This is a genomic window from Salinarimonas chemoclinalis (assembly GCF_041514305.1).
GTDB classification, from domain to species: Bacteria; Pseudomonadota; Alphaproteobacteria; order Rhizobiales; family Beijerinckiaceae; genus Salinarimonas; species Salinarimonas chemoclinalis.
The window spans coordinates 152,442-165,022 of sequence record NZ_JBGMWH010000003.1; the positions used below are offsets into that span (position 1 = coordinate 152,442).

Annotated in this window: 13 protein-coding genes; 12 read left to right on the forward strand and 1 reads right to left on the reverse strand. The window is 72.3% G+C overall.

What is annotated here, in order from left to right:
- Positions 1-84: 84 nt before the first annotated feature.
- Positions 85-993 carry a LysR family transcriptional regulator gene (locus tag AB9M23_RS07920; protein ID WP_372423979.1) on the reverse strand — a complete coding sequence of 303 codons (909 nt, stop codon included), beginning with the start codon at positions 991-993 and terminating at the stop codon, positions 85-87.
- A 171-nt stretch (positions 994-1,164) separates the two neighbouring features.
- Between AB9M23_RS07920 and AB9M23_RS07925 the strand changes: the two genes are divergently transcribed.
- From AB9M23_RS07925 to AB9M23_RS07980, 12 genes are all read left to right on the forward strand, one after another.
- A complete protein-coding gene (locus AB9M23_RS07925) occupies positions 1,165-2,661 on the forward strand; it encodes a CoA-acylating methylmalonate-semialdehyde dehydrogenase (protein WP_372423980.1) in 1,497 nt (498 codons plus the stop codon).
- 60 nt (positions 2,662-2,721) lie between these two features.
- Complete coding sequence (locus AB9M23_RS07930; protein WP_372423981.1) at positions 2,722-2,943, forward strand: hypothetical protein; 222 nt, start codon at positions 2,722-2,724, stop codon at positions 2,941-2,943.
- A 261-nt stretch (positions 2,944-3,204) separates the two neighbouring features.
- Positions 3,205-3,519: a hypothetical protein gene (locus tag AB9M23_RS07935; protein WP_372423982.1), complete on the forward strand. Its 315-nt coding sequence runs from the start codon at positions 3,205-3,207 to the stop codon at positions 3,517-3,519.
- A complete protein-coding gene (locus AB9M23_RS07940) occupies positions 3,516-4,100 on the forward strand; it encodes an RES family NAD+ phosphorylase (RefSeq protein ID WP_372423983.1) in 585 nt (194 codons plus the stop codon). Before AB9M23_RS07935 ends, AB9M23_RS07940 begins: the two co-directional genes overlap by 4 nt.
- A 92-nt stretch (positions 4,101-4,192) precedes the next feature.
- Positions 4,193-5,215, forward strand: a complete 1,023-nt coding sequence (locus tag AB9M23_RS07945) for a zinc-binding dehydrogenase (protein ID WP_372423984.1) — start codon at positions 4,193-4,195, stop codon at positions 5,213-5,215.
- Between the two features lie 110 nt (positions 5,216-5,325).
- Positions 5,326-6,261 carry a lipid A biosynthesis lauroyl acyltransferase gene (locus AB9M23_RS07950; protein ID WP_372423985.1) on the forward strand — a complete coding sequence of 312 codons (936 nt, stop codon included), beginning with the start codon at positions 5,326-5,328 and terminating at the stop codon, positions 6,259-6,261.
- Positions 6,262-6,348: 87 nt separating this feature from the next.
- Positions 6,349-7,098, forward strand: a complete 750-nt coding sequence (locus AB9M23_RS07955) for a DUF1223 domain-containing protein (protein ID WP_372423986.1) — start codon at positions 6,349-6,351, stop codon at positions 7,096-7,098.
- A gap of 168 nt (positions 7,099-7,266) precedes the next feature.
- Positions 7,267-9,024 (forward strand): gamma-glutamyltransferase, encoded by a 1,758-nt coding sequence (ggt, locus tag AB9M23_RS07960; protein WP_372423987.1) that lies wholly within the window; start codon positions 7,267-7,269, stop codon positions 9,022-9,024.
- A gap of 72 nt (positions 9,025-9,096) precedes the next feature.
- Positions 9,097-10,044 (forward strand): penicillin-insensitive murein endopeptidase, encoded by a 948-nt coding sequence (gene mepA, locus AB9M23_RS07965; protein ID WP_372423988.1) that lies wholly within the window; start codon positions 9,097-9,099, stop codon positions 10,042-10,044.
- Positions 10,045-10,173: 129 nt separating this feature from the next.
- Positions 10,174-10,410, forward strand: coding sequence for a hypothetical protein (locus tag AB9M23_RS07970; RefSeq protein ID WP_372423989.1), 237 nt, complete (start codon positions 10,174-10,176; stop codon positions 10,408-10,410).
- A 1-nt stretch (position 10,411) separates the two neighbouring features.
- A complete protein-coding gene (locus tag AB9M23_RS07975) occupies positions 10,412-11,452 on the forward strand; it encodes an MvdC/MvdD family ATP grasp protein (protein WP_372423990.1) in 1,041 nt (346 codons plus the stop codon).
- Between the two features lie 115 nt (positions 11,453-11,567).
- A complete protein-coding gene (locus AB9M23_RS07980) occupies positions 11,568-12,509 on the forward strand; it encodes a DMT family transporter (protein ID WP_372423991.1) in 942 nt (313 codons plus the stop codon).
- The last annotated feature ends 72 nt before the right edge of the window (positions 12,510-12,581 follow it).

Genomic DNA, 12,581 nt, shown 5'->3' on the forward strand with positions numbered 1-12,581 from the left:
AAACGCGCCAGCACAGGAAGAGTTTCTCTCCGGCCCGCGATCAGCCTCGCGCGGTCGCCGCGCCCGAGCCCTCCTCCCGGCCCGTCACGGCCGATCCTCCGGCATGAAGTCGGCGCGGGCCGCCTTCACCTCGCGCACGAGGAAGTCCATCGTCGCGCGGATGCGGGCGATGTCCTTGAGGTCGGCGTGGACGATGAGCCAGTAGGAGCGCGAGAAGCTCGTCTTCTCCGGCAGGATCTGCACGAGGCGCGGGTCCTGGGCGGCGACGTAGTAGGGCAGCACGCACACGCCCGCCCCCGCCAGCGTCGCCTGCATCTGGGTGACGAGGGAGGAGGAGGCGATCTTGGCGCGCAGGCCCTTGTTGACCTCGTCGAGATAGTCGAGCTCGGGGGTGAAGATCAGGTCGTCGATGTAGCCGATGACCGGGTGGTCCTGCAGATCCTCGGGCGTCTCGATGGGCTTGGCCCGGTCGAGATAGGCCTGGGTGGCGAAGACGCCGAGCTTGTAGTCGGTGAGGCGCCGCGCGACGATCTTGCCCTCCTTCGGCGGGGCGAGGGAGATCGCGATGTCGGCCTCGCGCTTCGACAGGGAGAGCAGCCGCGGCATGGCCACGATCTGGAGCTCGAGGTCCGGGAACTGCTTGGCGATGTCCGCCGTGCGCGGGGCCAGGAACATCGTGCCGAAGCCGTCGGGCGCGCCGATGCGCACCGTGCCCGAGAGCGCGAGGTCCGCACCGCCGATCTCGGAGGAGACCGCGAGCGCCTGGGTCTCGATCGCCTCGGCCTTGGCGAGCAGCCGCTCTCCGTGCTCGGTCAGCGCGTAGCCCTGCGGGCGGCGCTCGAAGAGCTTCGCCTTCAGCGCGTCCTCGAGCGCGGTGATCCGGCGCGAGACCGTGGCGTGGTCGGCGCCCAGCCGTCGCGCGGCGACGGTGAGGCGGCCGACCCGCGCCACGGCGAGGAAGAAGCGCAGGTCGTCCCAATCGAAGCGACTCATGTTAGACTCCACCGAGCACCGGTCTCCGGCGGGACGCACGGCCCCGTCCGCGGGCGTTTCCAAGGGGTGGCGCGCGTGCAGTTTCGCACGTGACCGCTTCGATTTCTCCTATAGCTGTGCAAATATCGCAAATGCTAACCGTATGCCGCGAGAGCAAGGGAGGCGTGCAACATGCGCACGGTCGGACATTTCATCGGTGGTCGCGAGGTCGAGGGTTCCTCCGGGCGCTACGGCGACGTCTTCGAGCCCATGACGGGCGAGGTGCGGGCCAAGGTCGCGCTCGCCACCCGTGACGAGGTCCGCGCCGCCGTCGAGAACGCGCTCGAGGCGCAGCCGGCCTGGGGCGCCACGAACCCGCAGCGCCGCGCGCGCGTGTTCATGCGGTTCATCGAGCTCCTGCATCGCGACTACGACGCGCTCGCCGAGCTGCTCGCCCGCGAGCACGGCAAGACCATCCCCGACGCCAAGGGCGACATCCAGCGCGGGCTCGAGGTCTGCGAGTTCGTCACCGGCATCGCCCACCTGCAGAAGGGCGAGTACACCGAGGGCGCCGGGCCGGGCATCGACATGTACTCGATGCGCCAGCCTCTGGGCGTGGTCGCCGGCATCACGCCGTTCAACTTCCCCGCCATGATCCCGATGTGGAAGTTCGCCCCCGCGATCGCCTGCGGCAACGCCTTCATCCTCAAGCCGTCCGAGCGCGATCCGGGCGTGCCCATGCGCCTCGCCGAGCTGATGATCGAGGCCGGGCTGCCGGCGGGCATCCTCAACGTGGTCAACGGCGACAAGGAGGCGGTGGACGCCGTCCTCGACGATCCGGACATCAAGGCCGTGGGCTTCGTCGGCTCCTCCGACATCGCGCACTACGTCTACTCGCGCGCGGCCGCGACCGGCAAGCGCGCGCAGTGCTTCGGCGGCGCCAAGAACCACATGATCATCATGCCCGACGCGGACATGGACCAGACGGTCGACGCGCTGGTCGGCGCCGGCTACGGCTCGGCGGGCGAGCGCTGCATGGCGATCTCGGTGGCGGTCCCCGTCGGCAAGGCCACCGCCGACCGGCTGATGGAGAAGCTGATCCCGCGGGTGGAGAGCCTGAAGGTCGGCCCCTCCACCGACCCCTCGGCCGACTTCGGCCCGATGGTGACGAAGGCCCACCTCGAGAAGGTGCGCCGCTACGTCGACCTCGGCGTCGAGGAGGGCGCGAAGCTCGTCGTCGACGGCCGGAACTTCTCGCTGCAGGGCTACGAGAAGGGCTTCTACATGGGCGGCTGCCTCTTCGACGAGGTGACGCCGGACATGCGCATCTACAAGGAGGAGATCTTCGGCCCGGTCCTCTCCGTGGTGCGCGCCAAGGACTACGACGAGGGCCTTCGCCTGGCCAACGACCACCAGTACGGCAACGGCGTGGCGATCTTCACCCGCGACGGCGACGCGGCGCGCGACTTCGCCGCCAAGGTGCAGGTGGGCATGGTCGGCATCAACGTGCCGATCCCCGTGCCGCTCGCCTACCACACGTTCGGCGGCTGGAAGCGCTCGGGCTTCGGCGATCTCAACCAGCACGGCCCGCACGCGATCCTGTTCTACACCAAGACCAAGACCGTCACCGCCCGCTGGCCGTCGGGGGTGAAGGAGGGCGCGGAGTTCTCGATCCCGACGATGCAGTGAGATCGTGATGCCCCCGGCAGGATGCGCTATGATTGCGCATCTTGCCGAGGAGCGACGCAGATGGCAGCAGGCGACATGGACGACGATCTCGCCGCTTCGCAAGACGAAGCGAGGACGGACGCGCCTGCGCGCACGCCCGAGCAGACGTCACCGGAATCCACCGGAATTCGCCGCCCGCTCGCGCCGGCGGATCGCCTGGCGATGAGCCGAGCCGATCGAGCTATGCAGACCAAGACCGTTCCAACGCAGTCGCTCGACGACATCCGTGAGGGATTGATGTGAGCGACGATGGTTGACGCAGTTGACCGAGTTGACCATCTTGAACGCGTGACCCTCTCAAGGGAGTTCCGCTCGGTGCAGACCGTCGAACGCAAACCCTCGGACGTCGACGACGGCCCCGGCGCCCGTCGTCGCTGGGACAGGTTGAAGGCCGAGCTTCGGCGAGCGGCGGTGCCGGACGCGCGAGCGCGCGCGATCCTGCGCGGGCGGGAGATCGCAGCGCGGGACCTTCGCGACGCGGGCGGAGGCTACGGTCTCGAGCAGGTGCGGATCGTCCTCGACGGCATCTCGCGGCAGATGGTCGATCGAAAGGTCAAGGCGGGGCAGGTCCTCGCCGTGCCGGGTCCGAGCGGGCGACGGATCTATCCGACGTTCCAGTTCGCGGCCGACGGATCGCTTCTGCCGGGCCTGCCCGCCGTCCTCGCGGCCTTGCCGACGCGCGATCCGTGGGCCGTGCTCAACTTTCTCGTCAACCCGGATGCGCGGCTCGGCGGGCGCACGGCCGTCGACCTGCTGCGGGACGGACGCGTGGACGAGGTGGTCCGCGCGGCGCGTCACCTGGACGACCAGGGCGCTTGAGCGGACCCCGGCCGCCGCGGGACCTCGCGGCTCGCGTTCTGGAGACGACCGATCTTCCGGCGGGAGCCGAGCTGCATCGCTTCTTCACCGCGGCCTACGATCCGATCCATTTCGACAGGAGCGACGGCGGTCGGCTCAACGCACCCGACGGCTCGTATGGCGTGCTCTATGCTGCCCAGAGCATCCGTGGTGCCTTCGCGGAGACCTTTCTCCGGGTTCCCGGGCGTCGGCTGCTCCCTCGTGATCTCCTCGCGACCAAGGCCTACGTCCGGCTTCGCGCCGAACGGCCGGTGCGAATCGCCGTCCTGCACGGGCAGGGCCTCGCGCGAGCCGGTGCCACGGCCGAGGTGACGCACGGCGGACGTCCGTATGCCGTCCCGCAAGCATGGTCGCGCGCCTTGCGGGATCATCCGGCCCGACCGGAAGGCATCGCCTACCGGGCGCGGCACGACGACGACGAGATCTGCTACGCCCTCTACGACGGCGTCGCGCTCTCCGAGACGGAGCGGCGCACAGCGCTCGATGCCGACTGGTTCTGGAGGCTCGCCGATCGCTACGGCGTCGGCCTGTCCCCGTTCTGACCCGCAGCGTTCCCACGCTTGTCATCCCCCCCGCCACCCGCTAAGCCGCCCACCTGCCCCAGCCCGGAACACGAGACGGCAACGGAGATCCCATGCGCGCCCTGCGTCTCCACGGCGACCGCGACCTCAGGCTCGAGACGCTCGACGATCCGCCCCCGCCCGGCCCGGGCGAGGTGCGGGTGCGGGTGCGGGCGGTGGCGCTCAACTTCCTCGACGTCTGGGGCTTTCGCGGCATGGCCTTCGCCAAGCGCAAGCTGCCGCAGGTGGCGGGCGTGGAGGCGGCGGGGGAGGTCGTCGCGGTGGGGGAGGGCGTGACGCGCTTCTCCGTCGGCGACGGCGTCGTGCCCTACGGCGCCGAGACCTGCGGGGAATGCCGCGCCTGCCGCGAGGGGCGCGACAACCTGTGCGAGAACGTCAAGGGCATCATGGGCTTCCACGTCGACGGCATGGCCCGCGAGCTGATGAACCGCCCGGAGCGGCTCCTCGTGAAGGTGCCCGCGGGCGTCGCCGCCACCGACGCCGCCTGCGCGGCGATCGGCTTCGGCACCGTCCAGCACATGCTCTTCGACAACGCGAAGCTCGAGCCGGGGGAATCGATCCTCGTCCACGCCGGCGGCTCTGGCATCGGCACCGCCGCGATCAAGATGGCCAAGGCCATCGGCTGCACGGTCTACACCACCGTGGGAGACGACGAGAAGGGCGAGAAGGCGCGCGCGCTCGGCGCCGACCACGTGGTGAACTACAAGACCGAGCGCTTCGAGGGCGAGGTCCGCCGCCTCACCAAGCGGAAGGGTGTCGACGTCGTCTTCGAGCACGTCGGCGCCGACACCTGGAACGGCTCGCTGCTCTGCCTCAAGCGTGGCGGGCGCCTCGTCACCTGCGGCTCGACCTCGGGCGTCTCCACGCAGATGAACCTCATGCAGCTGTTCCAGCAGCAATACCGCATCTTCGGCTCCTTCGGCTGCTCGATGGCGAACATCGCGCAATCGCTCGAGAAGATGGCCGGCGGCATGACGCCGGTGATCGATTCGACCTTCCCGCTCGCCGAGTTCCAGCAGGGGCTGGAGCGGCTCGAGGGGAGGAAGGTGTTCGGCAAGGTGGTGGTGACGTTGTGAGGCCGGCGCACGCCGGCTTCGCTTGACCCCGGGTCCACGATCGGCCACACACGCGCGCCGTCCCCAGCTCGCGCTGCCCGTTCCCGTCCGAGGTCTCAGGCGTCTCCCCAGTGACCGGTTTCCGTCTCCGTCTGGCTCGGCTCTCCGGGCGCGTCCTCGAGGGCCTGAGCGTCGCCGCGGTGCGGGCGGTGTTCGGGCTCGCCCGGCGGCTGGGGCCCGACCGCGCGGCGCGCGTCGGCGCCGCGCTCACGCGCACGCTCGGGCCGCTCGTTCCCGCGCACCGCACGGCGCTCGCCAACGTCGCCGCCGCCTTCCCGGAAAAGTCCGCCGCCGAGCATCGCGCCATCGTCCGCGGCGCCTGGGACAACCTCGGGCGCACGGCGGCGGAATACGCCCATCTCGACACGCTCTTCGACTTCGACCCCGAGAACCCCGGCGCCGGACGCGTCGAGGTGGAGGGCATCGCCCATTTCGAGGCGCTGCGCGACGACGGGCGCCCGGGCATCATCTTCTCCGCGCATCTGGCCAATTGGGAGCTGCCGGCGATCTGCGCGCATCGCTACGGCCTCTCGGCCACCGCCGTCTTCCGCGCGCCCAACACGGCCGCCGTCGCCCGGGCGGTGATGGAGGTGCGCTCGCAGACGATGGGCGGACTCGAGGCGGCGCGCCAGGGCGCGGCCTTCGCCATGGCGGGGGTGCTCGATCGCGGCGGCCATCTCGGCATGCTCGTCGACCAGCACTTCACGCGGGGCGTCGACGTGACGTTCTTCGGCATGCCGGCCAAGGCGAACCCCGTCCTCGGCAAGTTCGCGCGGCGTTTCGAGTGCCCCGTCCACGGCGTGCGCGTCGTGCGCCTGCCCAAGGGCCGCTTCCGCCTCGAGCTGACGCCGCCGCTCGACCTGCCGCGGGACGGAAACGGTGAGATCGACGTCGGCGGCGCCATGCAGGCGATGACGGACGTCGTCGAAGGCTGGGTGCGCGAGCATCCCGAGCAATGGCTCTGGCAGCACCGCCGCTGGCGGCCGGTGCCGGGGCGCGCGCGCTGACCCGCCCCGGCACGGCGCGGCCGATCACGCGCGGGCTCGAGGCAACGTGAATTCGCCGTTTACCGCGTCCGTGCTTTAGATGCGTTCATGAAGCTCACCTCCGCCCTCCTCGCGCTCGGCGCGACGCTCGCCGCCGGCCTCGCGCCGGCGGGCGGCGGCGCGCAGGCGCAGACGGCGCCTCGCGCCGTCGTCGAGCTGTTCACGAGCCAGGGCTACGCCTCCTGCCCGCCGGCTGACGCGGCGCTCGTCGAGATGGCGCGCGATCCCGATCTCCTGGCGCTGACGCTGCCGGTGGACTACTGGGACTATCTCGGCTGGGCCGACACGCTCGCGGATCCGGCCCACACCGCCCGCCAGCGCGGCTATGCCGAGGCGCGGGGAGACCGCATGGTCTTCACGCCGCAGATGGTGGTCAACGGCAGCTTCGCCTGCATCGGCTCGAAGCCCGCCGACGTCGCCGACGCCCTCGCCCGCGCCCGCGCGGAGGTCGCCGCCTCCGGCGAGCGGCTGCCCGTCGCGGTCGCCGTCGAGGTCGCCGCCGGCGAGGCGCGGATCGAGGTCGGCGCCGGCACGGCCGGCGCCCCGGCGGACGTCTGGCTGCTGGCGGTGGATCGCGAGGAGGAGGTCGCCATCGGCCGCGGCGAGAATTCCGGGCGCCACGCGACCTACGCCAACGTCGTGCGCGGCATGACCAAGGTCGGCGAATGGACCGGCGCGCCGTCGAGCCTGCGCCACGCGCTCGCCGGGCCGGGCGATTTCCACGTCGTCCTGGTCCAGTCGCGCCGGGGCGACCATCCCGGCCCGATCGTCGGCGCCGGCCGCAGCGACGCGCGCTGAGCGGCGCGATCGCACGCGCGCACGCACGATCCGCGGCGAGCCCCCTTCCGAAACCGCTCCGAGATGCTAGCCTGCACGCGGCAACCCGACCCTGCGCGACGCGCGGGTTCGGCCGGGATCGACCAGGGTCCGCGGGGACCCGGGAAGATCGGCAAGGGAGGACGTCTCATGCGCATCGCGACGCTCGTCGCCTCGACAATCGGCCTCACGCTGCTCGCGGCCGCGCCGCCGGCGCGGGCCCAGACCGCCGATCTCGCCCCCGCACCCGAGGCCGCGACCGGCGTCGCCGATGCCCGCGAGGCCGTGCGGGCCGAGCGGCGGATGGTCGTCGCCGCGAACCCGATCGCCGCGGAGTCGGGGCTCGCCATCCTGCGCGCCGGCGGCAGCGCCGTCGACGCCATGGTGACGACGCAGCTCGTCCTCAACATCGTCGAGCCGCAGAGCTCCGGCATCGGCGGCGGCGCCTTCCTCCTGCACTGGGACGCCGCCCGCTCCGACCTGACGACGCTCGACGGCCGCGAGACCGCGCCCGCGGCGGCGACGCCCGAGCGCTTCCTCGGCCCGGACGGCGCGCCGCGCCCGTTCATGGAGGCCGTCGTCGGCGGGCTCTCGGTGGGCGTGCCCGGCACGCCGGCGCTCCTCGCCGAGGCGCACGCGCGCCACGGCCGGCTGCCCTGGGAGAGCCTGTTCACGATCCCGATCCGGCTGGCGGAGGACGGCTTCCCCGTCTCCGAGCGGCTCCGGGCCCTGCTCGACGGCGACCCGGCGCTGCGCGACGATCCGCGCGCCCGCGCCCTCTACTACGGAGAGGACGGCAGCCCGCTCCCCGTCGGCACGATGCTGAGGAACCCGGCGCTGGCCGAGACGCTGCGGGCCATGGCGCGAGAGGGCGTCTCCGCGTTCTATTCCGGCGCGGTGGCGCAGGACATCGTCGACACGGTGACGGGCCATCCGACCAACCCCGGCGACATCACGCTCGAGGATCTCGCCGCCTATCGCGTCGTCGCACGCGAGCCGGTCTGCGTCCCCTACCGGGTCTACGAGGTCTGCGGCATGGGCCCGCCCTCCTCCGGCGCCATCGCGGTCGGGCAGATCCTGGGGCTCGTCGAGGGCTTCGACCTCGCCGCCATGGGCCCGGGGCCCGACGCGGCGCACGTCGTCTCAGAGGCGAGCCGCCTCGCCTTCGCCGACCGCAACCACTACGTCGCCGATTCCGACTTCGTCTCGGTACCGGTCCGCGGCCTCCTCGACGCGGGCTACCTCGCCGAGCGCGCGGGGCTCATCGCGGACGACGCCTCGCTGGGCCAGGCGCAGCCCGGCGAGCCGCCGTTCCGGCGCGAGGGCCGGCTCGCGCCGTCGAGCGACCGCTCCACCGGCACGAGCCACGTCTCCATCGTGGATGGCGACGGCAACGCCGTGTCGCTCACGACGACGATCGAGAGCGCCTTCGGCGCGCGGCTGATGACGGCGGGCGGCTTCCTCCTCAACAACGAGCTCACCGACTTCTCCTTCCGCCCGGAGGCGGACGGGCGGCCGGTGGCGAACGGGGTCGAGGCGGGCAAGCGTCCGCGCTCGTCGATGGCGCCGACGATCGTGCTCGACGCCTTCGGGCGCCTCTACGTCGTCGCCGGCTCGCCCGGCGGCAGCCGCATCATCGGCTACGTGGCGAAGACGCTGATCGGCATCCTCGACTGGGGCCTCGACCCGCAGGCCGCCGCGGCCCTGCCGGCGTTCCTTTCGCGCAACGGCCCGACCGAGCTGGAGGAGGGCACCGCGGCCGCGGACTGGGCCGAGGCGCTCGAGGCGCGCGGCCACGAGGTCCGACTCGTGGAGACGACCTCGGGCATCCACGCCATCGTCGTCACGCCGGGAGGGCTCGTCGGCGGCGCCGATCCGCGCCGCGAGGGACTCGCGGTCGGCGATTGAGCCCTGGGGAACGGCCGGGCCGCGGGGCCGGGCCGCAACGGTTCGTCAACCATGCGGCCCGATCCTCGCGGGATGAGACACGCTCGCACCAGATACGTCCGCACCGTCCTCCTCGCCGCCGGGCTGGCGCTGGCGCCCGCCGCCGCTCCCCTCCCCGCCTCCGCCCAGACGCCCGGCACGCTCGACCCGCGGCCGCTGCCCGCTTTGGCGAACCCGGGCGATCCGTCGCTCCCCGCCAAGGAGCTGTTCGGCCGCGCCGCCGAGCCCGCCCCGCTCGCGGCGCGGGCACTCGGCTCCTATGCCGCCGGCTGCCTCGCCGGGGCCGTCGCGCTGCCCGTCGACGGGCCGGGCTGGCGGGTGATGCGGGTCTCGCGCAACCGAAACTGGGGCCATCCCGATCTCGTCGCGCTGCTCGAGCGCCTCGCGGCGGCGACGCCCGAGGCGGTTGGCTGGCCGGGGCTCCTCGTCGGAGACCTCGCCCAGCCCCGCGGCGGGCCGATGATCTGGGGCCACGCCTCGCATCAGAACGGGCTCGACGCCGACGTCTGGCTGACGCCGATGCCGGAGACCGGGGTCGACCGCCCCGCGCGCGAGACGATGATGGCGACCTCGGTGGTTCGCGCCGACCGCCGCGACGTCGATCCGGCCGTCTGGACGCCGGCCCACGCCCGCCTGATCGCGCTCGCCGCCCGCGAGAGGCGGGTCGAGCGGCTGTTCGTGAACGCCGCCATCAAGAAGGCCCTGTGCCGCGAGACGACCGGCGACCGCTCCTGGCTCGGCAAGGTCCGCCCCATGTGGGGGCACGACTACCACATGCACATCCGCATGACCTGCCCCGCCGGCGAGACCGGCTGCGCGCTCCAGGCCCCCGTACCGCCCGGCGACGGCTGCGACGCCTCCCTCGACTGGTGGTTCACCGACGAGGTGCTGAACCCGCGTCCGGGCGGGGGCGGGGCGCGGCGGGAGAAGACGCTGGCGGACCTCCCCGACGCGTGCCGGCGGGTGCTGGTGGCGGACTGAGGGCGCGGAGCGTCTCTCCGGGGTACGTCCTATGCGGGCACGACTCCGCATTGATCCCGATTGCCGCTCGCCGCGCTGGCGATACGATGTCGGAGTGCGAGGCGAAGACTGCGCACGGAGGGATGTGCCATGAGCGCGAGCGGCGACGAGGCGAGCAAGGAATTCCTGCTGCCCATGCCGGAGGGTGCCGAAGCGAGACCGTTCGTTCTCGCTTTCGTCGAGCAGGCGGCGTGGGACCGGCTGCAGGACCCCGATCTCGTCTTTTCGGAGGCGGCCGGCGGCCTCGAGGCGCATGCCGTGCGCGAGAAGGTGGAGGCGTCCGGGGGCAGCGGCAGCGCGGGGATCGACACGACGTTCAGCTTCTGACGTGATCCTCGTCGTCTCGACCCTGCACGAGCCCTCGGTGAACCGGGTCGTCCGGCATCTCGAGGATCGAGGTGCGCCCTGGGCGCGGATCAACACGGAAGAGTTCCCCCTCCTGCGCGCCGGCCGCATCGCTCTGGGCGGAGCCGAGCCCCACGGCGTGCTCGACACGCCGCGGGGGGCGGTCGACACGCGCGCCGTCACGGCGGTGTGGATGCGCCGGGCGTCGCGTCCCGCCGTCCCGCGCCGCTTCAGCGCCAAGGACAAGGCGTTCGTGGCGGACGAGGCGAATGCGTTCCTGAACGGCTTCCTCGATCTCGTGTCCGGCCGCTTCGTCAACCCCCGCGAGGCGGAGCGGCGCGCCCGCAAGATCCCGCAGCTCGAGCTCGCGCGCCGCTGCGGCCTGAGCGTCCCGCGCACCCTCGTCACCAACGATGCCGACGCGGTGCGCGCGTTCGCCGCCGCCGCGTGCGGCCCCGTCGTCTTCAAGCCGCTCGCCGGCGTCGGCTCGAACGGGCACGATTTCGCGCGCGACCTCGGCGATCGTTTCGGCGAGGCGGTGGAGGTGGAGCCGCAGAGCCCGAGCGCCGACCCGGACGCTCCCGCGGAGCTCGTCTTCAGCCAGATCCTCACGCCCGAGAGGGCCGCGCATCTCGACGCGCTCCGGTACGCGCCCGCGATCTTCCAGGACTACGTGGAGAAGGCGTTCGACGTGCGGGTCACCTACGTGGCCGGTCGCGTCTTCGCCTGCCGGATCCACTCGCAGGAGGCGGACGACACCGCGGTCGACTTCCGCCGCATGGCCCTGCGCGAGCGAATCGAGGATGTCGGGCACGCGCTGTTCGAGCCGCCCGTCCCTCTCCGGGAGGGGATCGAGCGCTTCATGCAGGCCGCGGGCCTCGTCTTCGGCTGCCTCGACTTCGTCGAGACGCCGGACGGTGCGTTCGTCTTCCTCGAGGTGAACCCGAGCGGGCAATGGCTGTGGGTCGAGCAGCTGACGGGCGCGCCGATCTCGGAGGCCGTCGCGGACGCCCTGTGCTCGTGACCGGCCGGCGGCACTTGGGATCGCGATGCCCGCGGCATCGCCGCGAAAACGGGTCGCCGCCCCCGGCGCGGCCGCCTACACCCGCAGCCTCCGCATTCTGAACCAGAGGCCGCTCATGCCCGCCGAGTCCCCGCCCTCCCGCGTCATGTCCGCCCGCCAATGGGCGATGCTCGTGCTGCTCGCGCTCGTCTGGGGAGGATCGTTCTTCTTCAATGCGGTCGCCGTGACGGAGCTGCCGCCGCTCACCGTCGTCGCGGTACGGGTCGCGGTCGCGGCGCTCGCGCTGCAGATCGTGCTCGTCGCGCGCGGGCAACGCTCGCCCGTCGGCAGCTCGGTGCTCGCGGCGTTCCTGGTGATGGGGGTCCTGAACAATGCGATACCGTTCACCCTCATCGTCTGGGGGCAGACCCACATCGCCTCGGGGCTCGCGGCGATCCTCAACGCGACGACGCCACTGTTCGCGGTGCTCGTCGCCCACCTCTTCACCCGCGACGAGCGGATGACACCGCTGCGGCTCGTCGGCGTCGTGGTCGGCTTCGTCGGCGTCGTCGCGATGATCGGCCCCGCCGCGCTCTCCGGGCTCGGCGAGAGCGTCGCGGCGCAGCTCGCCTGCCTCGCGGCGGCGGTCTCCTACGCCGTGGCGGGCGTCTACGGCCGGCGCTTCGCGCGGCTGGGCGTGGCACCGATGGCGACGGCGGCGGGCATGCTCGCGGCCTCCGCCACCCTGCTGGTGCCGCTCGCGCTTCTCGTGGACCGGCCCTTCGCCCTGCCGCCCCCGAGCCTCGCGACGGTCGCGTCGCTGGCGGGCGTGGCGCTCGTCTCGACCGCCTTCGCCTACATCCTGTACTTCCGGCTCCTCGCCACCGCCGGCGCGACGAACCTGCTCCTCGTCACCTTCCTCGTGCCGGTGAGCGCGATCCTGCTGGGCGTCCTCGTGCTCGGCGAGAGCCTGGCGCCCAAGCACCTCGTCGGCATGGCCCTGATCGGCCTCGGGCTCGCCGCGATCGACGGACGCCTGCCGCGCGCCATGACGAGATCATGGATGCATTTCAGGTAGATTGTAGACGGATCTTGCCCTTTTGCGTGTGTGGCTCGATAACGAGGTGCCCGCAGCCTTTCCGGGCTGCGC

Bases quoted from the DNA above. Each gene is read 5' to 3' on its own strand.
- AB9M23_RS07920 (WP_372423979.1), bottom strand. From the start codon at position 993: ATGAGTCGCTTCGATTGGGACGACCTGCGCTTCTTCCTCGCCGTGGCG.
- AB9M23_RS07925 (WP_372423980.1), top strand. From the start codon at position 1,165: ATGCGCACGGTCGGACATTTCATCGGTGGTCGCGAGGTCGAGGGTTCC.
- AB9M23_RS07930 (WP_372423981.1), top strand. From the start codon at position 2,722: ATGGCAGCAGGCGACATGGACGACGATCTCGCCGCTTCGCAAGACGAA.
- AB9M23_RS07945 (WP_372423984.1), top strand. From the start codon at position 4,193: ATGCGCGCCCTGCGTCTCCACGGCGACCGCGACCTCAGGCTCGAGACG.
- AB9M23_RS07955 (WP_372423986.1), top strand. From the start codon at position 6,349: ATGAAGCTCACCTCCGCCCTCCTCGCGCTCGGCGCGACGCTCGCCGCC.
- ggt (WP_372423987.1), top strand. From the start codon at position 7,267: ATGCGCATCGCGACGCTCGTCGCCTCGACAATCGGCCTCACGCTGCTC.
- mepA (WP_372423988.1), top strand. From the start codon at position 9,097: ATGAGACACGCTCGCACCAGATACGTCCGCACCGTCCTCCTCGCCGCC.
- AB9M23_RS07970 (WP_372423989.1), top strand. From the start codon at position 10,174: ATGAGCGCGAGCGGCGACGAGGCGAGCAAGGAATTCCTGCTGCCCATG.
- AB9M23_RS07980 (WP_372423991.1), top strand. From the start codon at position 11,568: ATGCCCGCCGAGTCCCCGCCCTCCCGCGTCATGTCCGCCCGCCAATGG.